Here is a 23,593-nt window from a genome sequence, read left to right as displayed (position 1 = left end):
GCCGGCCTGTGGAAAAGCCTGCAGGGCCAGCACCCGGACGGTGGAAAAGTCCGCCCGCGAGCCTGCCAGGGCGTCGGCGTGGGCCGGGGTCCACTGGCGTTGCCAGATATAGAGCTGCTGATCCAGGGGCGGCCCCTCTTCATGACGACAGGCATTGAGCAGCAGCCCGCAGACCAGCACGGCGCAAAGACGGAGCAAAAACCGGGGGAGCATGAATCGTTGATTCCCTTTAACGCAAAAGCCCCGGAATACCGGGCGCCATACACCTGATCGACATCGCCTGTAGCCGCTGCCGGGCCCGCGAGGCAGCGAAAAGAACCGCAGGGCCTTCCCCCCTCACTTACAACCCGCAGCTACTGCGACAAAGCAGCCGCCAGCCTACGCAGCAGCGCGGTTGGCAGCAATCGCCGCAAGGAGTTTTTCCCGCTTCTACAGGTCCAGCACCAACGCTGGCACCAGGTTATCCACAGCCGCCGGCACCGCGCAGCAGATCAGTACCTGCCCCGGATCCGGTAACTGTGCAGGCACCTGTGGATAATTCACCTGGCCGCTGATCAACCGAGTCTGGCAAGTGCCGCAGGAGCCGCCACGGCAACTGAATGGCGGATGCAGGCCGGCACTCTCCGCCAGTTGCAGCAGGCTGCCGCTGGCCGGCTCCCAGGACAGCTCCCGGCCGGCCTGCTGGAACCGCACCGCCACGGCCAGGGTGGCGGCAGGCGGTTGGGCAAAGGGCACGGCCTCGGGGTCCGGCCGGCGGCGCAGGGTCGAAGGGCCGAAGGTTTCGGCATGGATCTGCCGGTCGTCGATATCCAGGTCCCGCAGGCTGTCGTACAGGCCCTGGGTAAAGGCCCCGGGGCCGCAGAGCACGAAGTCTGCGCGGTCAAGATCCAGGTCCGGTTGCGCCAGCAGCAGTTGCACATCGATGCGCCCGCAATGATCGAAGCCAGCACCCGGCCGGGCCCCGGCTTCCGGCTGGCTGAGCAGGCGCAGCAGCCGCACTGAATCCCCAGCCTGCGCCAGCAGGGTTTGCAGCTCCTTGGCAAAGGGTTGCTCGGCAAGCGTGCGCGAACCCTGGATCAACCAGGTGGGCCGGGTATGCCGGGTGCGCAGGCCCTGGTACAGCACCTCCCGCAGCATCGACAGCAACGGTGTGATGCCGACCCCGGCCGCCAGCAGCACCAGTGGCTGTGACGACAGCGCATCGGCAGTGAAACGCCCCTGTGGAGCGCGGGCCTGCAGCAAGTCGCCGACCTTGAGTGCCTGATGCAGGTGGCGGGAAACCTGGCCCTCGCGCTTGATGCTGATACGCAGAAAATCATCGGAAGGCGCGCTGGACAGGCTGTAGGTGCGAATCAGCGGCTGGCCGTCGAGCACGACCTGCACGGGCAGGTGCTGGCCGGGCACAAAGCTCGGGGCGCCGGCTGCATCCGCCGGCTCCAGGTAGAAGGAGCGAATGCTGCTGCTTTCGTCCTCGATCCGGGTCACCCGCAATGGCCGCCACTGCTGGCCCAGGGCCGTGGCGCGCAGCCGAGCCTCGGCTTGCGGCCAACTGCCGGTCAGCAGGCTGTTGGGGGAAAAACCCTGCAACTGCCAACGCAGGGACAGCGCCGCCGGGCGCCGTACCAGCCGCTCCACGGTAAAGCGCCACAACCGCTCGGCGCCCTGGAAGGCCTTGACCAGCGGCCCGTCGTGGATGATTTCGGTGCGGCCGCTGAGCTGCAGCAACTCACCGCTGTGAAAGTCGATGAACAACAAGCCGGCCCGGGGGTTGAGCAGCAGGTTGCCCAGGGTGTTGAAGTGCAGGTTGCCGGCAAAATCCGGGATGGTCAGGCAATTGCCCTCGACCCGGACGAACCCGGCCTGGCCGCCACGGTGGGACACATCCACCGAGCGCTGGCCGTCCAGGTCGACGTAGCTGGCGACAAAGAAGGTGTCGGCGCCACCGATCAGGGCCCGAGCCTCAGCATCCAGGCCGTCGCGATACTTTGCCGGCCGGCTGGCGGGGTCGCTCAAGGGCACCTGCTGCAGCTCGCGCTGCTGGATGTATTGCGGGCAATTGCCGAACGCCTGTTGCACCCTCACGCTGAAGCCGTGACGGTCCACAGCACTGACCCGGCCATTGAGGCGGTTGCGCCGCCGGGTGTGCAGTTCAATGCCCAGCAAGCCCAGGGCCGCACCTTCCTGCAACTGCACGGGGTCGTCGGCGGCAGGCAGGCTGCCCAGGCGCAGCCGGGTCGCCTCGGGGGCCTGGGCGAAACCGGGCGGGCCTTCGAGAATGCTCGCCCAGGGGTTGCCCTGGGCATCCACCGCACCCACCAGGATGAACGGCAGCTGCCCGTAGAACTGCCGGTGCTGATCCGGCATCGCCTGGCGGATCACCTTGGTGCCAAAGGCCTCCATGCGCTCGGCCACTCCGGCCCGGGCCTGCAACTGCCGCTCGCCGGCATGCCAGGGAGAACTGTTGCTCATGGTGCTGCCTCCGCAGGTGCGCCTCAGGCGCTTTTGAGCCCCGCCGCCGTGGACGGCATGGGCACGAAGCCCGGCAAGGCCTCAATCCGCGCCAGCCAGGCCCGCACATTGGGATAATCGGCCAGGGACACGTTGCCCTCCGGCGCGTGGGCGATATAGCTGTAGCCGGCGACGTCGGCGATGGTCGCCTGTTCACCCACCAGGAACGGCCGGCTCGCCAGTTCCTGGTCCATGACCTTGAGCAGGCCGTGGGCGCGGGCAATGACCTCTTCGGCATTGAAGGTGGCGCCGAACACCGTGATCAGTCGCGCCGCCGCCGGACCGAATGCGATCGGCCCCGCCGCCACCGACAACCAGCGCTGTACCTGCGCCGCGCCCACCGGGTCGGTAGGCAACCAGCGCCCGCGGCCATAGCGTTGCGCCAGGTACACCAGGATCGCGTTGGAGTCCGCCAGCACCGTGCCCTGGTCATCGATCACCGGTACTTGGCCAAAGGCGTTGAGGGCCAGGAACTCGGGCTGCTTGTGGGCACCCTGGGCCAGGTCGACAAAGATGGTTTCGGTAGGCAGGTCCAGCAGCGACAGCATCAGCTCGACGCGGTGAGCGTGGCCGGACCGGGGAAAGTTGTAGAACTTGATGGGAAGCAGGGACATGCTCGACTCCGCAGGCTGGGACGCGGTCGAAGGGCCGCGCTGGCAGGGCCATCTTGGTCCATGACGCAAAACAACAGAATCACCAGAAATCGCAATCCGGCATTTCAGCCAGCGCAATAAAGCTGATCAAGTATTGAGCGATGGATGCTCGCGCAGGGCCTGCACGGCGAAATCGACAAAGCTGCGTACCCGCGCCGGCGCCTTGCGACCGCCCTGGTACACCACGTGGATCGGCAAGGGCGGCAGCTCGAAATCCGCCAGCACGATCTGCAGCTGGCCGGCAGCGACCTGATCGGCCACCTGATAGGACAGCACCCGGGTCAGGCCCAGCCCCAGGCAGGCGGCACTGATGGCGGCCTGGTTGGCGCTCACCAGCAGCCGCGGTTCCGGGCGCAGGCTCAGAGCGCGCCCGGCGTCGTTGAATTGCCAGTGGCGCGCCTGGCCGGTGGAGGATGGCGCAATCAGCGGAGCCTGGCGCAGGTCATCGGGGTGCTGGGGGCAACCATGGGTCGCCAGGAATCCGGGGGCTGCACAGACCACCCGGCGCACCTGGCCTACTCGGATGCTGTGCTGGCCGCTGTCCGGCAATTCGCCGATGCGCACCGCCACATCGATGCCTTCATCCACCATGTTCGCCACTCGGTCCACCAGCAAGGCGTTGATGCTGACCTGTGGATAACGCTGCAGGTAGCGCACCAGCAGCGGGGTGACGAACAGATCGCCGAACAGCACCGGCGCAGTCAGGCTCAGTTGCCCCCGTGGCTGGGCGTGGATGCCGGCGGCCGAGGCCTCGGCATCCTGGACCTCGGCGAGAATGCGTCGGCAGTCCTCCAGATAACGTTGCCCGGCTTCGCTCAGGTGCACCTTGCGGGTGGTGCGTACCAGCAACTGGGTGCCGATGCGCTGTTCGAGGGCTGCCACGGCCCGGGTGACGCTGGCCGCCGACAGGTTAAGGCGCCGCGCAGCCGCGGCGAACCCCTGCTCCTGGGCCACACAGACGAACACCTGCATTTCCTGAAACCTGTCCATGTCTTATCTCACCTGGCAGCGCCCGCCCGACAGGCGCCCCGCACGCGCAGCATAATCCACGGCCACGACGTCAGGGAGCGCACCAGGTCTGCACCTCGTGCTTGTCGAATCCGGGGCAACGGTTGGTTTTGGCAATCAACCGGTAAGGTTGGTCTTGGGCGTAGGAAAAATAGAAGTAGTACTGCTGATCTTCACCGTATAGCCAATAGGAAGAGGAACCCTGGTTGATCAGGGTCGGTTCAAAGGTCCAGATGGACGATTCAGCAGGAATGAAATTGGTTCGGTCCATCAGCAGCAAGAGGCTGTTGGAGAGCACTGGGGTCAGGACTCCCAGGCCCAGGACAGCCACCATCAGAACGATCATCCATCCATGAATCAGGCGAAGTGTCATTGGTTTTCCATTAGCGCGCTAAAAAATTCCGGCCTGTGCACAAGTCGGGATTCGCCGGGGCGTCCACTGGCACTCGCAGTGGATTCGCAGAACCAAAACTGTCGCACAAAAATAACGCTCTGATTTCAATTGTTTTTCGAAGATCCAACGCGGACAGGCGAGCAAGGACAAGGGTGCACCCCAGCCGTTTGGTTCCTTCCCGCCGGCGGCGTGAAGCGCGAGTGGTCCCCTGTGACGACAGACTGCCTTCCAGCTCTTGCCGCGCCCCCGGTTACTCTTTGATAATCCGCCGCTCGGGCCACCCACTGGCCCCAGGGAAGATGCGTATCGCATCGCAGGCGGAGTCTCAGCATGGATGTACAGGCCGCAGCGCGGTTGGGCGACGACATCGCCCATGGATTCGGAGTTGCTGCCATGCTCGCCGGCGCGGTCGCAGGCGCTCTCATTGGCGCGGCCATCATTGCGGCGACCGCGGCAACAGGCGGCCTGGCGGTGGTGATCCTGGCGGGTTCGGTCGCCGCCGGTGGCCTGTCGATGTTCCAGCTGGTGAAGGGGCTGTCGACCATCTTCGATCTGCCCGAGCCAACCACCGGTGAACTCATAAGGGGCAGTCCCAACGTATTCGTCAACTTGCGCAATGCCATGCGTGCCGGCGAGGACGTGTCCAGTTCCTGTACCGGCTTTCCCGTGGCGCATCCCCCCTGGCCCTTCCCGGTCACCATCGCCGAAGGCAGCGCTACCGTGTACATCAACGGCAAGCCGGCGGCGCGACTGAGCAGCAAGATGACCTGCGGCGCGCATATCAAGTCCGGTAGCCCGAACACCTTCATCGGCGGTCCGACGCTGCAGGTGGAATTCGTGCTGGATATCGAGGGCTGGCTGCATACCGGCCTGGAGGCGCTGGGCCTGGTCGCCGCCGCCGGCGCGCTGGTGCTGGCCGCCATGGCCGGCCTCGCGGCCCTGCTGACCACCGTGGCGGTGGGGGCCGCGATCTATGGCGGCATGGAGTTGCTGGGCCAGCTCGGCGACCGGCTCGGCCCGGGCTACCGTGACCTGCTGCAAGGTATCGCCGGCCTGGCGCTGCTCGGCGCCGGGCCGAAAATGGCCAAGTTGAGCGCCGAACGCAATGCCGCGCGACTGGCCAACCAGTCGCAGGTGCTCGAGGTGCGCACGGCCGCCCAGGTCAACGAGGCGATGGTCGCCGAGGGCAACTTGCCGGCTTGGCTGGAAGGCACCCAGGTCAAGACCGAAATAGTGCCACCGGGAAGGCAATACCAGATGGTCGTCGCCAAGGGCCAGGCCGAAGCCATCATGCAGGGCAAGCCAGCCTTCGGAGGTTTCGCCGCCCCCGAGCCGATTCCCAGCCAGGCCTATGCTCGGGATAAACTGGTGATCCTCGATCGATTCAAGACAGACGTATCCCATGTGATCACCGTCGAAACCACCGCACCGCAAAAGATTCACAGTGGTATCACCGGCCCGCTGGAGAACTACAAGGGCGGCGTGCAGCAGGTGGAGTTCGTCGGTGACAGGAATCTGAAAATTGTCGGCACGCCTGGTGTGCTGCCTGTGGAGTGAAAGTTGTGATTAGTGATTTCGAGCGGATCCGCGAAGACGGCAAGGTCATCGACGAAAACATGACGGTGGACCAGATGATCGCCCTGGGGTGGTCTCCTTGCCGGGTCGTCGAGGCTCGCTGGCGCTGGCAGGAACAGCTCCTGAGCGTGGTCAACAGCCGCGGCCTGCTGGCGATCGTGGTGCCGGATCGGCAACACCTGGCCATCCTGTGGAACGATGACGATACGGGCGTGGCCGCAACCCTCTACGTGGTCTCCGGCGACCGCCAGCAACAGATCAGGATTGCCGACAAGTTACTGATCAATGGCCAGCTCGAAGCAGGTATCTACAGCTGGTTCGAGCAGTTCCCGCAGGTTTCGCCCAGCATCTTTACCTGCATGTTCAGCCGTCAGCGTGACCAGGCAATGTTCAGGGTGGATATCGACGCGTCGACTGGCGACATTGTTTCGATACAGCATTCGCGCTGAGCGCTGTTCAGCACCGCCACGCCTGAGCGACGAGCGCTGCAGGCAGGCAAAGGGAAATAACAAAGAGGGGAGCTTGGCTGGGCTCCCCTCTTGCTGTGTCAGCTTCGATGATCCAGGACCATCACTTGAGTGATAGTGAAGATTAAAGACTGTCTCGCCAGCCCAAGGAAATATCGCCCCGAATGCTGTCGCGGAATTGTTTCCTACTGATGCTGGCAGCGGCATGGCGCTGAGATGGGCTTGCCATTTTGGCAACCCATCACAGTAGAGAGAGGCCTGATATGCCCACTTTGAATCCTGCAATCACACTGGTCGGCAACCTTGACCAATTCAACCATGATGGTTTCGAGATCGAAGCCATGAACTTCCTCTTCGATCGCCTTGATCGTGGCAACCTGACGGTGGATGGCGAGCCCCTGTACATTGGCAATCAAGCTGTCCATCACTACACCTGGCGCGACAAACAACGTAACCGCACCTGCTCAATGTTCTACACGTATGGCAATACCCCGAGCAGTCATCTTTCGGTTTATGGCCTGGGCAAACACGTTGGTGACAGCGACAAGGAATACGCGCTCTACACCTGGATCGACAAGAAAGAACAGCTGTACACCCTGGCCCCAACCCGCAGCGATTCACGCTTTCGCTCGCTGCTAGCGCCCAACTGAGTCGGCGCCATGTGAAGCAGCCCCCTGCAACAAGGCGCTCATCTGGAGCGCCTTGTTGCAAGAGCGAGCACCTGGGCGGTCACTGTGGATAACTCACTCCACGGTCACCGACTTGGCGAGGTTGCGCGGCTGGTCGACGTCGGTGCCCTTGAGCACGGCCACGTAGTAGGACAGCAGCTGCAGCGGGATGGTGTAGAGGATCGGCGAGAGGATGTCGTGGATGTGCGGCATCTGGATCACGTGGGTACCTTCGCCATTGGTCATGCCGGCCTGCTCGTCGGCGAACACGATCAGTTCGCCGCCACGGGCGCGCACTTCCTGCAGGTTGGACTTGAGCTTTTCCAGCAGCTCGTTGTTCGGTGCCACGGTAACCACCGGCATGTCGTTATCCACAAGCGCCAGGGGGCCGTGCTTGAGCTCGCCGGCCGGATAGGCTTCGGCGTGGATGTAGGAAATCTCCTTGAGCTTGAGCGAGCCTTCCATCGCCACCGGGTACTGGGCACCACGGCCGAGGAACAGGGTGTGGTGCTTGTCGGCAAACAGCTCGGCCGTTTTTTCCACCACGCCATCCATGGCCAGGGCTTCGCCCAGGCGGATCGGCAGGCGACGCAGCTCTTCCACCAGCTCGGCTTCCACGCCGGCGGCCAGGGTGCCACGTACCTGGCCCAGGGACAGGGTCAGCAGCAGCAGGCCCACCAGTTGGGTGGTGAAGGCCTTGGTCGAGGCCACGCCGATCTCGCGACCGGCCTGGGTCAGCAGGGTCAGGTCCGATTCACGCACCAGGGAGCTGATGCCGACGTTGCAGATCGCCAGGCTGGCGAGGAAGCCCAGCTCCTTGGCATTGCGCAGAGCGGCCAAAGTGTCGGCGGTTTCGCCGGACTGGGAGATGGTCACGAACAGGGTGTCGGGCTGCACCACCACCTTGCGGTAGCGGAACTCGCTGGCCACTTCCACCTGGCAGGGGATGCCGGCCAGTTCTTCCAGCCAGTAACGGGCGACCATGCCGGCGTGGTAGCTGGTGCCGCAGGCGACGATCTGCACATTGCGCACCTTGGCGAACAGCTCGGCGGCTTGCGGACCGAAGGCCTGGACCAGTACCTGGTTGGCACTCAGACGGCCTTCCAGGGTGCGCTGCACCACGGATGGCTGCTCGTGGATTTCCTTGAGCATGAAGTGGCGGAACTCGCCCTTCTCTGCCGCTTCGGCGCCGTCGCGGTACTGCACCGCTTCGCGTTCCACGGCCTTGCCGTTGATGTCCCAGATCTGCACGCTGTCGCGGCGGATTTCGGCGATATCACCTTCTTCCAGGTACATGAAGCGGTCGGTGACCTGGCGCAGGGCCAACTGGTCGGAGGCGAGGAAGTTTTCCCCCAGGCCCAGGCCGATCACCAGCGGGCTGCCGCTGCGGGCCGCAACCAGGCGGTCCGGCTGGCTGGCGCTGATCACGGCCAGGCCGTAGGCACCATGCAGCTCCTTGACGGTGGCCTTGAGGGCCTTGGTGAGGTCTCCCAGGTCCTTGAGCTTGTGGTTCAGCAAGTGGGCGATGACTTCGGTGTCGGTGTCCGAAGTGAACTCGTAACCCAGGGCGCCGAGCTGCGCGCGCAAGGCTTCGTGGTTCTCGATGATGCCGTTGTGCACGATCGCCAGGTCGCCGGAGAAATGCGGGTGGGCATTACGTTCGCATGGCGCACCGTGGGTGGCCCAGCGGGTGTGGGCGATGCCCAGGCGGCCGACCAGCGGCTCACTGGCCAGGGCCTGCTCCAGTTCGCTGACCTTGCCCGGGCGCCGCATGCGCTCCAGCTTGCCGGCATTGGTATAGACCGCCACACCGGCGCTGTCGTAGCCGCGGTATTCGAGGCGCTTGAGGCCTTCCAGCAAAATGGCGGTGATATTGCGTTCAGCAACGGCGCCAACAATTCCACACATGGTTTCTCTCCTAGCTGACAGCCGCGCAAATCAGAGTTATGCCGCGGGCCTGGATCTGGTCGCGGACCTCTAAGGGCAGGCGATCATCGGTAATAAGGGTATGGACGCTGCTCCACGGCAGCTCCAGGTTGGGAATCTTGCGGCCGATCTTGTCGGATTCGACCATCACCACCACTTCACGGGCCACTTCGGCCATGACCCGGCTCAAACCCAGCAGTTCGTTGAAGGTGGTAGTGCCACGGGCCAGATCGATGCCATCGGCACCGATAAACAGCTGGTCGAAGTCGTATGAGCGTAGAACCTGCTCGGCCACCTGGCCCTGGAAGGACTCGGAATGCGGGTCCCAGGTGCCACCAGTCATCAACAGCACCGGCTCGTGCTCCAGCTCGCTCAGGGCGTTGGCCACATTCAGCGAGTTGGTCATGACCACCAGGCCAGGCTGCAGGCCCAGCTCGGGGATCATCGCGGCGGTGGTGCTGCCACTGTCGATGATGATCCGGGCATGCTCACGGATACGCTGCACCGCAGCGCGGGCAATGGCCTGCTTGTAGAGGGATACGGGCTGGCCAATATCGCTGACCAGTTCCTGGGGCATGGTGATCGCTCCACCGTAGCGGCGCAGCAGCAAGCCATTGCTCTCCAGGGCGGCCAGGTCCTTTCGAATCGTAACTTCAGAGGTTTCGAAACGCTTGGCCAACTCGTCGACACTCACTTCGCCCTGTTCATTGAGCAAGGCGAGGATGTTGTGGCGACGTTGAGGTGTGTTGCGTTTTGACATGATGGCTTTAAGTTTCGATTCGAAAGATAACGGAAGCAATAAAAACCCAAGATCGAAACTTCGTCAAGCGCACAGGTGAAAAAAATCGCCGGCAAGCCGGCTCCTACAGATGGGTGTAAGAGCCAGCTTGCCGGCGAACAGGGTTCCGCGGTTGTGGATAACCTCAGTCCTTCTTGATCTTCTCCGGCCGTTTCCAGCCGTCGATGTTCTTCTGCCGGGCGCGGCCGACCGCCAGTTGAGCCGGGGCCACATCCTGGGTGATGGTGGAACCGGCAGCCGTGGTGGCGCCGGAGGAGATATCCACAGGTGCTACCAACGAGTTGTTGGAGCCGATGAACACGTCTTCGCCCATGATCGTCTTGTGCTTGTTCACCCCATCGTAGTTGCAGGTGATGGTGCCGGCGCCAATGTTGGTGCGCGCACCGATCACCGCGTCGCCCAGGTAGGTCAGGTGGCCGGCCTTGGCACCCTGGCCCAGGTGGGCATTCTTCAGTTCGACGAAGTTACCCACATGAGCCCTGGCTTCCAGCACGGTACCGGGACGCAGCCGGGCGAACGGACCGGCATCGCTGCCCTCGCCCATCACCGCGCCATCGAGGTGGCTGTTGGCCTTGATCACCGCGCCCTTGCGCAGGGTGCTGTCCTTGATCACGCAGTTGGGACCGATTACCACGTCGTCCTCGATCACTACCCGGCCTTCGAGAATCACGTTGATGTCGATCAGCACGTCGCGGCCCACCGTGACTTCGCCGCGTACGTCGAAGCGTGCCGGGTCGCGCAAGGTCACGCCCTGGGCCATCAACCGGCGGCCGGCCCGCAGCTGGTAGTGCCGCTCCAGCTCGGCCAGTTGCTTGCGGTCGTTGGCGCCCTGCACTTCCATGGCGTCGTGGGGCTGCTCGGTGGCGACGATCAGGCCGTCGCTGACCGCCATGGCGATCACGTCGGTGAGGTAGTACTCGCCCTGGGCGTTGTTGTTGGACAGCCGGCCGGTCCAGTCGCCCAGGCGCTTGCCGGGCACTGCGAGAATGCCGGTGTTGCCTTCGGTGATGGCGCGAGTGGCTTCGTCAGCATCCTTCTGCTCGACGATGGCGACGACTTTGCCGTCGGCATCACGAACGATGCGCCCGTAGCCGGTAGGGTCGTCCAGCTCGACGGTAAGCAGGCCCAGTTGCTCCGGCCCCACCTGCTTGAGCAGGCGCTGCAGGGTCTCGACTTCGATCAGCGGCACGTCGCCGTAGAGGATCAGCACCGTGTCAGCAGTGATAAAAGGCACGGCCTGGGCCACCGCATGGCCGGTACCCAGTTGCTTGTCCTGCAGCACGAAATTCAGGTCGTCGGCGTCCAGCCGCTCGCGCACCGCATCGGCACCGTGGCCGATCACCACATGGATACGCTGTGGGTCGAGTTGCCGGGCGCTGTGGATAACATGCCCGAGCATGGAGTTGCCGGCGACCGGGTGAAGAACCTTGGGCAGCGCCGAACGCATGCGGGTGCCCTGGCCTGCGGCGAGGATAACGATTTCGAGAGACATGACTGGCTACCAATCCTGGAAGGTCAGACTGCGACCAAGAGGGGGGGTGAATGGCGGAAAATAAAAAGGGTAGCCGAGGCTACCCTTTTTAATCAATCACACAGAAAGCCTGCGACTTAGCCGCCGAACTTCTTGCGGATCTGCTGGACGGTACGCAGCTGAGCTGCGGCCTCGGCCAGACGTGCAGCAGCAGAACCGTAGTCGAAATCTGCGCCTTTTTCATTCAGGGCCTTCTCAGCAGCCTTGACGGCTTCCTGAGCGGAGGCTTCGTCCAGGTCGGCAGCACGTTGCACGGTGTCGGCAAGAACCTTGACCATGTTCGGCTGAACCTCGAGGAAACCACCGGAGATGTAGAACACCTCGGCTTCCCCGCCCTGCTTGATCAAGCGGATCGGACCTGGCTTCAGGTTGGTGATCAGCGGTGCGTGACCCAGAGCGATACCAAGATCACCCAGTTCACCGTGCGCAACCACCATCTCCACCAGACCGGAGAAGATTTCCCCTTCCGCGCTGACGATATCGCAATGGACTGTCATAGCCATCTGCTTGCCTCAACCTAAATTAGCGCCCGTTGCCGGGCGCCGGGATTACAGTTTCTTGGCTTTCTCGATCGCTTCGTCGATGCCGCCGACCATGTAGAACGCTTGTTCTGGCAGGTGGTCGTAGTCACCGTTGAGGATGCCTTTGAAGCCAGCGATGGTGTCTTTCAGGGAAACGTATTTGCCTGGAGAACCAGTGAAGACTTCAGCCACGAAGAACGGCTGCGACAAGAAGCGCTGGATCTTACGAGCGCGGGATACCAACTGCTTGTCGGTTTCCGACAGCTCGTCCATACCCAGGATCGCAATGATGTCCTTCAGCTCTTTGTAACGCTGCAGTACGTACTGAACGCCGCGAGCGGTTTCGTAGTGCTCGTTGCCGATCACGTTCGGGTCCAGCTGACGGGAGGTCGAGTCCAGTGGGTCTACCGCTGGGTAGATACCCAGGGAAGCGATGTCACGGGACAGAACGACGGTGGCGTCCAAGTGGGCGAAGGTGGTCGCTGGCGACGGGTCGGTCAAGTCGTCCGCAGGTACGTATACCGCTTGGATCGAGGTGATCGAGCCTTGCTTGGTCGAAGTGATACGTTCTTGCAGAACGCCCATCTCTTCAGCCAGGGTCGGCTGGTAGCCTACTGCGGAAGGCATACGGCCCAGCAGTGCGGATACTTCGGTACCGGCCAGGGTGTAACGGTAGATGTTGTCGACGAACAGCAGAACGTCGTTACCTTCGTCACGGAACTTCTCGGCCATGGTCAGGCCGGTCAGGGCTACGCGCAGACGGTTTCCCGGCGGCTCGTTCATCTGGCCGTAGACCAGTGCCACTTTGTCCAGAACGTTGGAGTCCTTCATCTCGTGGTAGAAGTCGTTACCCTCACGAGTACGCTCACCCACACCGGCGAACACGGAATAACCGCTGTGCTCGATGGCGATGTTACGGATCAGTTCCATCATGTTTACGGTCTTGCCTACACCGGCACCACCGAACAGACCGACTTTACCGCCCTTGGCGAACGGGCAAACCAGGTCAATTACCTTGATCCCGGTTTCCAGCAGGTCGTTGCCACCTGCCTGTTCTGCGAAGGAAGGTGCTGGACGGTGGATGCCCCAACGCTCTTCTTCACCGATAGGACCGGCTTCGTCGATTGGGTTGCCCAGTACGTCCATGATCCGGCCCAGGGTCGCTTTACCGACCGGTACGGAGATGGCTGCGCCAGTGTTGTTGACGTCCAGACCGCGCTTCAAGCCTTCGGTGGAGCCCATCGCAATGGTACGCACCACGCCGTCGCCCAGCTGCTGCTGAACTTCCAGAGTGGTTTCGGCGCCTTGAACCTTCAAGGCGTCGTAGATGCTCGGTACGCTGTCGCGTGGAAATTCCACGTCGATAACGGCGCCGATGATTTGAACGATACGTCCGCTACTCATAGCTGGATCCTCTGAATATTTGAACCGTTAAACCGCGGCAGCGCCGCCGACGATTTCCGAGATCTCTTGGGTGATCGCAGCCTGACGCGCCTTGTTGTAGATCAGCTGCAAATCGCTGATCAAATCACCGGCGTTGTCGGTAGCGTTCTTCATTGCGATCATCCGCGCCGCTTGTTCAGCTGCGTTGTTCTCGACCACCGCCTGGTAGACCTGCGACTCCACGTAACGGACCATCAAGCCGTCCAGCAGCTCCTTAGCATCCGGTTCGTATAGGTAGTCCCAGTGGTGCTTGAGTTCTTGATCCGGGGTTGCCTCCAGTGGAATCAACTGCTCCACGGTCGGCTGCTGGGTCATGGTGTTGATGAACTTGTTGGATACCACGGACAGGCGGTCAATCCGGCCTTCCAGGTACGCATCCAGCATCACCTTGACGCTGCCGATCAGATCATTGATCGACGGCTCTTCACCCAGATGGCTGATAGCTGCAACGACGTTACCGCCGAAGTTGCGGAAGAAGGCCGCACCCTTGCTACCGACCACACACAGATCGATCTCGACGCCTTGTTCGCGGTTTACCGCCATGTCCTTGACCAGGGCCTTGAACAGGTTGGTGTTCAAGCCACCACACAGACCACGGTCACTGCTCACCACAACGTAACCGACGCGCTTGATAGCACGGTCGATCATGAATGGGTGACGATATTCCGGGTTGGCGTTGGCCAGATGACCAATAACCTGGCGGATGCGCTCCGCATAAGGACGGCTAGCAGCCATGCGCATTTGTGCCTTGCGCATTTTGCTGACCGCCACTTTTTCCATGGCGCTGGTAATTTTTTGCGTGCTTTTGATGCTCGCAATCTTACTGCGAATCTCTTTTGCGCCTGCCATGTAACACCTATCAGGTTAGCAAGCGGGAGCCTTGCGGCTCCCGCTGCGGCTTACCAGGTTTGGGTGGCTTTGAACTTCTCGATACCGGCTTTCAGGCCAGCGTCGATTTCGTCATTGAAGTCACCCTTCACGTTGATCTTCGCCATCAGGTCGGCGTGATCGCGGTTGAAGTAAGCAATCATGGCCTGTTCGAAGCTACCAACTTTGGCAATCTCGACGTCCGTCAGGAAGCCACGTTCAGCGGCATACAGGGACAAGGACATGTCGGCGATGGACATCGGCGCATATTGCTTCTGCTTCATCAGCTCGGTAACGCGCTGACCATGCTCAAGTTGCTTACGGGTCGCTTCGTCCAGGTCAGAAGCGAACTGGGCGAATGCCGCCAGTTCACGGTACTGAGCCAGAGCGGTACGGATACCACCGGACAGCTTCTTGATGATCTTGGTCTGAGCGGCACCACCCACACGGGATACCGAAACACCGGCGTTCACAGCAGGACGGATCCCGGAGTTGAACATGGCCGATTCCAGGAAGATCTGACCGTCGGTGATGGAGATCACGTTGGTCGGAACGAACGCGGAAACGTCGCCAGCCTGGGTTTCGATGATCGGCAGAGCGGTCAGGGAACCGGTCTTGCCAGTCACTGCACCGTTGGTGAACTTCTCTACGTACTCTTCGGAAACGCGGGATGCGCGCTCCAGCAGACGGGAGTGGAGATAGAACACGTCACCTGGGTAGGCTTCACGGCCTGGTGGACGGCGCAGCAGCAGGGAAATCTGGCGGTAGGCCACTGCTTGCTTGGACAGATCGTCATAAACGATCAGCGCGTCTTCACCGCGGTCACGGAAGTATTCGCCCATGGTGCAACCGGAGTACGGAGCCAGGAACTGCAGTGCTGCAGATTCCGAAGCGCTCGCTGCAACGATGATGGTGTTAGCCAGTGCACCGTTTTCTTCGAGCTTGCGAACCACGTTGGCGATGGTCGATTGCTTCTGACCGATAGCCACGTAGACGCAGAAAATGCCGCTGTCTTTCTGGTTGATGATCGCGTCGATCGCCAGAGCGGTCTTACCGATCTGACGGTCACCGATGATCAGCTCACGCTGGCCACGGCCGACTGGGATCATGGCATCGACAGCCTTGTAGCCAGTCTGTACAGGCTGGTCTACCGACTTACGCCAGATCACGCCTGGAGCAACTTTCTCGACCGCGTCGGTCTCGGTGTTGTTCAGCGGACCTTTGCCGTCAACTGGGTTACCCAGTGCGTCGACTACGCGACCCAGCAGTTCCTTACCAACCGGAACCTCCAGGATGCGGCCAGTGCACTTGGCGCTCATGCCTTCAGCCAGACTGGTGTACGCGCCCAATACAACGGCACCTACGGAGTCTTGCTCCAGGTTGAGGGCCATACCGTAGACGCCGCCCGGAAACTCGATCATCTCGCCGTACATAACGTCGGCCAGACCGTGAATCCGCACGATGCCGTCAGATACGCTGACGACAGTGCCTTCGTTACGGGCTTGGGAGGTCACATCGAGCTTTTCGATGCGGCCCTTGATAATTTCACTTATTTCGGAAGGATTGAGTTGCTGCATTGCTCTGCTGCCCCTTCAAACTCAAGATTTCAATGCTTCGGCAAGGTTCGCGAGTTTGCCGCGAATCGAGCCATCGATAACCAGGTCGCCGGCGCGGATTACGACGCCACCAATAAGGCTGGCATCCTCCGCAGCGTGCAGTCGCACTTCCCGGCCGAGCCGTGCACTGAGAACCTTGGCGAGTTTGTCTTGCTGTTCTTGGTTCAATGCGAACGCACTGGTCACATCCACATCCACCGATTTCTCTTGCTCGGCCTTGTACAGGTCGAACAGAGCGGAGATCTCCGGCAACAGCAGGAGACGGTCGTTTTCGGCGGCAACGTGAATGAAATTCTGTGCCTGTGCATCAAACTTGTCGCCACACACTTCGATAAAAGTGCTGGCCTTTTCTGCGCTCGTCAGTCGCGGGGCCTTAAGCACGCGCTGCATGGTGTCATCTTGTGACACCGCTGCAGCCAGGCCGAGCATGGCTGACCAAGAGGCCAGCTGCTGGTGGGCCTGAGCGTGCTCGAAGGCCGCCTTAGCGTAAGGTCGGGCCAACGTGGTCAGTTCTGCCATGATCGCCCTCGCTTAAATTTCAGCAGCCAGTTTGTTAACCAGCTCTGCGTGCGCGTTTTGATCGATTGTGGCACCCAGGATCTTCTCTGCGCCGTTGACTGCCAGGCTACCCAGTTGGGCGCGCAGCGCGTCTTTGACGCCGTTCAGTTCCTGTTCGATCTCGGCCTGAGCCTGAGCCTTCACACGTTCAGCTTCGACACGAGCCTGTTCACGGGCTTCGTCGACGATCTGAGAACCGCGCTTCTTGGCTTGCTCAATGATTTCAGCTGCCTGAGCTTTAGCTTCGCGCAGTTGCTGACCCGCTTTATCTTGGGCCAGTTCCAGGTCACGAGCTGCTCGGCTGGCAGCGTCCAGTCCATCCGCGATCTTCTTTTGACGTTCGTGCAGAGCTGCAATGACCGGAGGCCAAATGAACTTCATGCAGAACAATACAAAAATTAAGAACGCAACGGACTGGCCAATCAGGGTTGCATTAATGTTCACGCCAACACCTCGCTCGTTCGTTGTCCGTCACACCAATCAACTCGAAGAATCGAGTGATTAGCCAGCGAGTTGACCAACGAAGGGGTTTGCGAAGGTGAAGAACAGAGCGATACCAACACCGATCATGGTTACGGCGTCGAGCAGACCGGCAACGATGAACATTTTAACTTGCAGCATTGGAACCATTTCTGGCTGACGCGCTGCGCCTTCCAGGAACTTGCCGCCCAGCAGGCCGAAACCAATTGCGGTACCCAGTGCGCCCAGGCCGATCAACAGTGCAACAGCGATAGCGGTTAGACCAACTACAGTTTCCATCTTTCCTCCCGACTTTTACGTCGTATGGTTTAGGTTTTTTAGATTAAAGCGGTAAAACAAATCGTTTCATTGACCCGAGACGGGCCCCCTCTCGCCGCAACGAGAGGGACATCAGACTAGTCGAGACTGGTCTTAATGGTTCTCTTCGTGCGCCATCGACAGGTAGACGATGGTCAGCATCATGAAGATAAAGGCCTGCAGGGTGATGATCAGGATGTGGAACACAGCCCACGCCCATTGCAGAACCACACCCATGCCGCTGAGCCACAGCAGGCCGCTGCCGAACATCACAGCGATCAGGATGAACACCAGTTCGCCGGCATACATGTTGCCGAACAGACGCAGTGCCAACGAGATCGGCTTGGCAACCAGGGTCACGAATTCAAGCAGGAAGTTCACCGGAATCAGCAGCGCCTGAACCAGGATGTTCTTGCTGCCGAACGGGTGCAGGGTCAGTTCGCCGATGAAGCCGCCGATGCCCTTGACCTTGATGCTGTAGAAAATGATCAGCGCAAACACCGACAGGGCCATGCCCAGGGTGGCGTTCGGGTCAGTGGTGGATACGGCACGGAACGGAATGTGCTGGTCGCCGGAGATCAACATGGCCAGTTGTGGAATCCAGTCCACCGGTACCAGGTCGATGGCGTTCATCAGGAACACCCAGACGAAAATGGTCAGTGCCAACGGTGCGATCACCGGGCTGCGGCCGTGGAAACTGTCCTTCACGCTGCCATCGACGAAGCCAACCATGACTTCAACGAAGTTCTGCAAAGCGCCCGGCACGCCGGAAGTCGCCTTCTTGGCCGCCATGCGGAACAGAAGAATGAAGATCACACCCAGTGCGACAGACCAGCCGAGGGTATCGACGTGGAATGCCCAGAAGCCCATTTCCTTGGCTTCTGCTGCGGAGTGGGCAAAGCCCCAGCTCCCATTGGGTAGCTGACCGAAGGTCAGGTTCTGCAAGTGGTGCTGGATATAGCCCGAAGCGGTTGTTTCTGCTGACATGGTTGCCTCAAACGCCCTAAGGTCTCGAAAGTCTTGTTCTCATTAGCAGGGGAGCGAACCAGCTGACCAGTTGGGTCAGCACGAAGACGCCGAATACAGCCAGCGGCGCCAATGGCTTCACACCTGCAAACGTCAGTGCAAACAGCACCGCCGTCAAAATCAGTTTGCCCGCCTCACCGGCATAAAAAGACCGGACGATGGCTTGGGCCGCTCGGGCGCCGGAAAACCGAAATGCCCTGTGAGCGAAATACACATTGGGTAGCAAGGCTATCAGTCCTCCGCAAAGGCCTGAGTATCCGGCTACGACTCCACGCCATTGCCAGAGCGCCAGAGCGGCTATCAGTAAAATGATCAACTGAGCCAGTAAAACCGGAAAAACCGCCAAGCGATGAAACGGCAAGCGGTTTGGCGTGCGGGTTTCCATCGCTCTTGCTCCTCAAGGGTCGGCTGCCAGAATTCATTAACTTGGCATAATTTGTGCCGACAAAATGCGCGCAGAGTATAGGGGCGGTTCAGCCCCTATTCAACTGCCGGGTAGTGATTTCCGACTGCGCGCTACATAAGGAAATGTTTCAGCGGATGTGAGCGAGGACGCCTTGCAGCTCATCCAGGGAGTTGTAGCCGATCACCAGCTGACCTTTACCCTTCTTGCCGTGGCGGATCTGCACCGCAGAGCCCAGGCGCTCGGCCAGACGCTGCTCGAGACGGGCGATATCCGGGTCTGGCTTGACCGGTTCAGCAGGTTCCTGTTTGCCGCTCAGCCACTGGCGAACCAGGGCCTCGGTCTGGCGCACGGTGAGGCCTCGTGCGACAACGTGTCGCGCCCCTTCAACCTGTTGATTTTCCGGCAATCCGAGCAATGCACGGGCATGACCCATTTCCAGGTCGCCGTGGGACAGCATGGTCTTGATCACCTCAGGCAAGGCGATCAGGCGCAGCAGGTTGGCCACGCTGACGCGGGACTTGCCCACGGCTTCGGCGACCTGTTGCTGAGTCAGCTGGAATTCCTGCTGCAGGCGCTGCAGGGCCACCGCCTCCTCGATGGGGTTGAGATCTTCACGCTGGATGTTCTCGATCAGAGCCATGGCGATAGCGGTTTCATCCGGCACATCGCGGACCATCGCCGGGATGGTTTCCTGGCCAGCCTGCTGGCTGGCCCGCCAGCGGCGCTCGCCGGCAATGATCTCGAAACGACCACCACCGATGTGCCGGACCACGATCGGCTGCATCACGCCCTGGCTCTTGATCGAATTCGCCAGTTCTTCCAGCGCTTGCGGGTCCATGTCCCGACGCGGCTGGTACTTGCCGCGCTGGATCAGGTCCAGGGGCAGGTGTTGCAGCTCACGCTGGTCGGCCTGCACCGCTTGTTCTTCCAGTGCGCTGACAGTCGGACCACTCAACAGTGCATCCAGTCCACGTCCGAGACCTCTTTTCTTAACGGCCATGGGGATTCCTTAAGTTGGCTGGGCGGCTGCGACGCGCGATTGTTTACGTTGCCGGCGAACCATCTCGCCCGCCAGGGCCAGGTAGGCCAGCGCGCCACGGGATTGTTTGTCGTACGCCAACGCCGGCATACCGTAGCTCGGCGCTTCGGCCAAACGGATGTTGCGCGGAATCACGGTGTCATACAGCTGATCGCCGAAGTGTTCCTTGAGCTGCGCGGAAACATCGTTCATCAGGCTCAGGCGCGGGTCGAACATGGTGCGCAGCAAGCCTTCGATCTTCAGCTCCGGGTTGAGCAGTTCGGCGATGCGCTTGATGTTATCCACAAGGTCGCTCAAACCTTCCAGCGCGTAGTACTCGCACTGCATGGGGATAATGACCCCATCGGCGGCGACCAAGGCGTTGAGGGTGAGCATCGACAGCGACGGCGGGCAGTCGATCAGGATGTAGTCGTAGTTTTCGCGGATTGGCGCCAGGGCGCTGCGCAGACGGCTTTCCTTCATCTGCATTTCCAGCAGCACCACCTCCGCGGCCGTCAGGTCGCGGTTGGCCGGCAGCAACTGGTAACCGCCGTGCTCGGAGAAGTGCATGGCCTGGGCCAGGTCGCACTCACCGATCAGCAGGTCATAGACCGAGTTTTCCAAACCGTGTTTATCCACACCGCTACCCATGGTGGCGTTGCCCTGTGGATCAAGATCGATCAACAGCACCCGGCGCTTGGTCGCTACCAGGGATGCTGCGAGGTTGATGCAGGTGGTGGTCTTGCCCACGCCACCTTTCTGGTTCGCTATCGCGAATACCTTAGCCATTCTTGCTTGTGTTCCCAATCATGCCGTGCGGCGCAGTATCAGCAGATGGCGTTGGCCTTGGCAACCGGGTACGGCCAAGGCGTGTTCGCTATCGAGGTGGAAGTCCGCCGGCAATGCTAACAGCTCATCCGAGGGATGGACGCCCTTCATTGCCAGCCAGCGTGTATCGCGGTCGCCCAGGTGGCGGGTCCAGCTGGTGAAGTTCTCCATGCTGCTGAACGCCCGAGAAATGATCCCGTTGAAAGGCTGCTCAGGAGTAAAGGCTTCGACCCGACTGTGGATAACTTGCAGGTTTTCGAGCTTGAGTTCGAGTTTGACCTGGGTCAGGAAGCGGGTTTTCTTGCCGTTGCTGTCCAGACAGGTGACTTGCGACTCGGGAAACAGGATCGCCAGCGGGATGCCGGGCATGCCGCCACCGCTGCCGACGTCCAGCCAGTGGCCGTTTTCGATGAACGACATCACGCTCAGGCTATCGAGCAGATGGCGGGAGACCATTTCATCGGGATCGCGCACCGCAGTGAGGTTGTAGGCCTTGTTCCACTTGATCAACAGGGCCAGGTAACCCAGCAGCAATTGGTGCTGGGTCGGGCTCAGCTCGACGCCGAGCTCGCGAGCGCCTGTGGATAACTCATCCGCGTGTTGTGGGGTGACCATAGAACTCAAGCGCTTTGCTCCAACTGACGGCCCGCGCCGCGTTTTTTCAAGTGAATCATCAACAGGGAGATCGCTGCCGGGGTCACACCGGGAATCCGCGAGGCCTGGCCCAGGGTTTCCGGGCGGGTCGCGCCGAGCTTGCTCTGGATTTCCTTCGACAGGCCGGAAATACCGCTGTAATCGATATCCACAGGCAATTTGGTGTCTTCACTGGCGCGCAGGCGAGCAATTTCGTCCTGCTGGCGATCGATGTAGCCGGCGTACTTGGTCTTGATCTCGACCTGTTCGGCGACCTGCGGATCTTCAGCGCCCTGCCCGGTCACTTCGACCAGACCAGCGTAGTCGATTTCCGGACGGCTCAGCAGGTTCAGCAGGTTGTATTCGTGGGTCAGCGGCGTGCCGAATTTTTGTGCAATGGCATCACCCTGCTCGGTACCCGGACGAACCCAGGTGGACTTCAAACGTTGTTCTTCCTGGACAATGCCTTCGCGTTTCTTGCAGAAAGCGGCCCAGCGCACGTCATCCACCAGCCCCAGTTCGCGACCTTTTTCGGTCAGACGCAGGTCGGCGTTGTCTTCACGCAGGATCAAGCGGTATTCCGCGCGGGACGTGAACATCCGGTACGGTTCCTGGGTGCCCAGGGTAATCAGGTCATCCACCAGTACCCCGATATAGGCCTCGTCGCGACGCGGGCACCAGCTGTCTTTGCCCTGAGCACGCAGTGCCGCGTTGGCCCCGGCCAGCAAACCTTGGGCACCGGCTTCTTCATAGCCGGTGGTGCCATTGATCTGGCCTGCGAAGAACAGGCCACCGATGACTTTGGTTTCCAGGCTGTACTTCAAGTCCCGCGGGTCGAAGTAGTCGTACTCGATGGCATAGCCCGGGCGCACGATATGGGCGTTTTCCATGCCGCGAATCGACTGCACGATCTGCAGTTGCACGTCGAATGGCAGGGAGGTGGATATCCCGTTCGGGTACAGCTCGTGGGTAGTCAGGCCTTCGGGCTCGATGAAGACCTGGTGGCTTTCCTTGTCGGCAAAGCGATGGATCTTGTCTTCGATCGACGGGCAGTAACGCGGGCCAATACCTTCGATCACCCCGGAGTACATCGGCGAACGGTCGAGGTTCGAAGCAATGATTTCGTGGGTGCGGGCGTTGGTGTGGGTAATCCAGCAACTGACTTGCGGTGGATGCTGCTCTTTCGACCCCAGGAACGACATCACGGGAATCGGGGTATCGCCAGGTTGCTCGGTCATTACCGAGAAATCCACAGAACGGCCATCAATACGCGGCGGTGTGCCGGTTTTCAGGCGGCCGACACGCAGAGGCAGTTCCCGAAGTCGTTGCGCCAGGGCAATCGAGGGCGGATCACCAGCACGACCGCCGGAGTAGTTCTGCATACCGATGTGGATAAGTCCGCCGAGGAAGGTACCGGTGGTCAACACCACGGATTCGGCGAAGAAACGTAGGCCCATCTGGGTCACAACACCACGGACCTGATCCTGTTCAACGATCAGGTCGTCAGCTGCCTGTTGAAATATCCACAGGTTGGGCTGGTTTTCCAGAATCTCGCGAACAGCTGCCTTATACAGAATGCGGTCGGCCTGGGCGCGGGTAGCGCGCACGGCTGGGCCTTTGCGGCTATTCAACACGCGAAACTGGATGCCGCCCTTATCAGTAGCCATGGCCATCGCGCCGCCCAGGGCATCGATTTCCTTGACCAGGTGGCTCTTGCCAATGCCGCCGATCGCGGGATTGCAGCTCATGGCACCGAGGGTTTCCACGTTATGCGTCAGCAACAGGGTTTTTGCCCCCATGCGTGCTGATGCAAGTGCTGCCTCGGTACCGGCATGACCGCCGCCGATGACGATCACTTCAAAACGGGAAGGGAAATCCACCACGCACCTCGTGCCTGCTTCAAGTAGGAGTAATTAGGAGTAGTTGTCGGGTTGGTTTTTGGACCAAGGCGGCAAGTATAGGGACTTCGACCTTTCTAAAGAACCCTTTGCACAAAATTTAACCAGCTGTGGATGACTGGCGGACAATAGAAATTAAAAGAGAGAGATTTATTAAAACCTTGTTTTTATGTTTATTCTTATACAGCACCCTATCTGTGGATAGATCGCTGTATCCCTTTATTTACAATGTGTACAGAGATTTTAAAGTCTGTGGTTAGGTGGCAATGAGGCCCTTGGATAACCGGTTTAAGCCTGTGGATGAATGGGGCTGTTATCCACAGGGGTGGTTTTCCTCAGTTTTGGAGCCCGGTTATCAACTGAGCTGAAGGGCAGTTATTCACAGGGCTTAATCCACAGAAAAACCTGCTTTCCACTGATAGACGCCCACAGCTCCCCCCTTCGCCCAGGGCAAAGAACGAAAATGGAAGCTG

Annotated in this window: 23 protein-coding genes and 1 pseudogene; 3 read left to right on the top strand and 21 right to left on the bottom strand. The window is 60.7% G+C overall.

Annotated elements, in window-relative coordinates:
* From F6S12_RS12210 to F6S12_RS12190, 5 genes and pseudogenes are all read right to left on the bottom strand, one after another.
* A pseudogene (locus F6S12_RS12210) lies at positions 1–324 on the bottom strand (DUF3142 domain-containing protein); the annotation flags it as partial.
* A gap of 105 nt (positions 325–429) precedes the next feature.
* A complete protein-coding gene (locus tag F6S12_RS12205) occupies positions 430–2,469 on the bottom strand; it encodes a pyridoxamine 5'-phosphate oxidase family protein (protein ID WP_315868936.1) in 2,040 nt (679 codons plus the stop codon).
* Positions 2,470–2,492: 23 nt separating this feature from the next.
* Entirely contained in the window at positions 2,493–3,122 is a 630-nt protein-coding gene (locus F6S12_RS12200) for a glutathione S-transferase family protein (protein WP_053154760.1), read from the bottom strand.
* A 126-nt stretch (positions 3,123–3,248) separates the two neighbouring features.
* Positions 3,249–4,151 carry a LysR family transcriptional regulator gene (locus F6S12_RS12195; RefSeq protein ID WP_145713511.1) on the bottom strand — a complete coding sequence of 301 codons (903 nt, stop codon included), beginning with the start codon at positions 4,149–4,151 and terminating at the stop codon, positions 3,249–3,251.
* 70 nt (positions 4,152–4,221) lie between these two features.
* A complete protein-coding gene (locus F6S12_RS12190) occupies positions 4,222–4,542 on the bottom strand; it encodes a hypothetical protein (RefSeq protein ID WP_011064373.1) in 321 nt (106 codons plus the stop codon).
* Between the two features lie 351 nt (positions 4,543–4,893).
* Here F6S12_RS12190 and F6S12_RS12185 point away from each other — a divergent pair, with 351 nt between their 5' ends.
* From F6S12_RS12185 to F6S12_RS12175, 3 genes are all read left to right on the top strand, one after another.
* Entirely contained in the window at positions 4,894–6,120 is a 1,227-nt protein-coding gene (locus tag F6S12_RS12185) for a PAAR domain-containing protein (RefSeq protein ID WP_015637569.1), read from the top strand.
* A gap of 5 nt (positions 6,121–6,125) precedes the next feature.
* Positions 6,126–6,587, top strand: a complete 462-nt coding sequence (locus F6S12_RS12180) for a hypothetical protein (protein WP_212805813.1) — start codon at positions 6,126–6,128, stop codon at positions 6,585–6,587.
* Positions 6,588–6,868: 281 nt separating this feature from the next.
* Positions 6,869–7,255, top strand: coding sequence for a hypothetical protein (locus F6S12_RS12175; RefSeq protein WP_015637570.1), 387 nt, complete (start codon positions 6,869–6,871; stop codon positions 7,253–7,255).
* Between the two features lie 93 nt (positions 7,256–7,348).
* Here the strand turns inward: F6S12_RS12175 and glmS are convergent, their stop codons facing one another.
* The 16 genes from glmS to mnmG form a co-directional block, all read right to left on the bottom strand.
* Complete coding sequence (gene glmS / locus F6S12_RS12170) at positions 7,349–9,181, bottom strand: glutamine--fructose-6-phosphate transaminase (isomerizing) (RefSeq protein WP_019095991.1); 1,833 nt, start codon at positions 9,179–9,181, stop codon at positions 7,349–7,351.
* Positions 9,182–9,191: 10 nt separating this feature from the next.
* Positions 9,192–9,962: a DeoR/GlpR family DNA-binding transcription regulator gene (locus F6S12_RS12165; protein WP_169892547.1), complete on the bottom strand. Its 771-nt coding sequence runs from the start codon at positions 9,960–9,962 to the stop codon at positions 9,192–9,194.
* Between the two features lie 160 nt (positions 9,963–10,122).
* Positions 10,123–11,490, bottom strand: a complete 1,368-nt coding sequence (gene glmU, locus F6S12_RS12160) for a bifunctional UDP-N-acetylglucosamine diphosphorylase/glucosamine-1-phosphate N-acetyltransferase GlmU (RefSeq protein ID WP_015637572.1) — start codon at positions 11,488–11,490, stop codon at positions 10,123–10,125.
* A 116-nt stretch (positions 11,491–11,606) separates the two neighbouring features.
* Positions 11,607–12,032, bottom strand: a complete 426-nt coding sequence (locus tag F6S12_RS12155; RefSeq protein WP_011064380.1) for a F0F1 ATP synthase subunit epsilon — start codon at positions 12,030–12,032, stop codon at positions 11,607–11,609.
* Positions 12,033–12,077: 45 nt separating this feature from the next.
* On the bottom strand, positions 12,078–13,454 hold the full coding sequence (gene atpD, locus F6S12_RS12150) for a F0F1 ATP synthase subunit beta (protein ID WP_011064381.1): 1,377 nt from the start codon (positions 13,452–13,454) through the stop codon (positions 12,078–12,080).
* Between the two features lie 27 nt (positions 13,455–13,481).
* A complete protein-coding gene (gene atpG, locus F6S12_RS12145) occupies positions 13,482–14,342 on the bottom strand; it encodes a F0F1 ATP synthase subunit gamma (RefSeq protein WP_011064382.1) in 861 nt (286 codons plus the stop codon).
* A gap of 50 nt (positions 14,343–14,392) precedes the next feature.
* On the bottom strand, positions 14,393–15,937 hold the full coding sequence (gene atpA, locus F6S12_RS12140; protein WP_011064383.1) for a F0F1 ATP synthase subunit alpha: 1,545 nt from the start codon (positions 15,935–15,937) through the stop codon (positions 14,393–14,395).
* A gap of 21 nt (positions 15,938–15,958) precedes the next feature.
* On the bottom strand, positions 15,959–16,495 hold the full coding sequence (locus tag F6S12_RS12135; RefSeq protein ID WP_011064384.1) for a F0F1 ATP synthase subunit delta: 537 nt from the start codon (positions 16,493–16,495) through the stop codon (positions 15,959–15,961).
* 12 nt (positions 16,496–16,507) lie between these two features.
* Positions 16,508–16,978 (bottom strand): F0F1 ATP synthase subunit B, encoded by a 471-nt coding sequence (locus F6S12_RS12130; protein ID WP_011064385.1) that lies wholly within the window; start codon positions 16,976–16,978, stop codon positions 16,508–16,510.
* 57 nt (positions 16,979–17,035) lie between these two features.
* Positions 17,036–17,293, bottom strand: a complete 258-nt coding sequence (atpE, locus tag F6S12_RS12125) for a F0F1 ATP synthase subunit C (protein ID WP_002555987.1) — start codon at positions 17,291–17,293, stop codon at positions 17,036–17,038.
* 132 nt (positions 17,294–17,425) lie between these two features.
* Positions 17,426–18,298: a F0F1 ATP synthase subunit A gene (atpB, locus tag F6S12_RS12120; RefSeq protein ID WP_011064386.1), complete on the bottom strand. Its 873-nt coding sequence runs from the start codon at positions 18,296–18,298 to the stop codon at positions 17,426–17,428.
* Between the two features lie 16 nt (positions 18,299–18,314).
* Positions 18,315–18,722, bottom strand: coding sequence for a F0F1 ATP synthase subunit I (locus F6S12_RS12115; protein ID WP_015637573.1), 408 nt, complete (start codon positions 18,720–18,722; stop codon positions 18,315–18,317).
* A 148-nt stretch (positions 18,723–18,870) separates the two neighbouring features.
* Positions 18,871–19,743: a ParB/RepB/Spo0J family partition protein gene (locus F6S12_RS12110; protein ID WP_315868935.1), complete on the bottom strand. Its 873-nt coding sequence runs from the start codon at positions 19,741–19,743 to the stop codon at positions 18,871–18,873.
* 9 nt (positions 19,744–19,752) lie between these two features.
* On the bottom strand, positions 19,753–20,550 hold the full coding sequence (locus F6S12_RS12105) for a ParA family protein (RefSeq protein WP_011064388.1): 798 nt from the start codon (positions 20,548–20,550) through the stop codon (positions 19,753–19,755).
* Between the two features lie 18 nt (positions 20,551–20,568).
* On the bottom strand, positions 20,569–21,204 hold the full coding sequence (rsmG, locus tag F6S12_RS12100) for a 16S rRNA (guanine(527)-N(7))-methyltransferase RsmG (RefSeq protein WP_174824018.1): 636 nt from the start codon (positions 21,202–21,204) through the stop codon (positions 20,569–20,571).
* Between the two features lie 5 nt (positions 21,205–21,209).
* On the bottom strand, positions 21,210–23,102 hold the full coding sequence (gene mnmG / locus F6S12_RS12095) for a tRNA uridine-5-carboxymethylaminomethyl(34) synthesis enzyme MnmG (RefSeq protein WP_152685845.1): 1,893 nt from the start codon (positions 23,100–23,102) through the stop codon (positions 21,210–21,212).
* Positions 23,103–23,593 lie beyond the last annotated feature (491 nt).

The organism is Pseudomonas sp. JV245A (genome assembly GCF_032424515.1).
Lineage (GTDB): Bacteria > Pseudomonadota > Gammaproteobacteria > Pseudomonadales > Pseudomonadaceae > Aquipseudomonas > Aquipseudomonas protegens.
The sequence above is the reverse complement of the archived record's forward strand: the minus strand, read 5'-3'. Positions and strand labels throughout refer to the sequence as shown.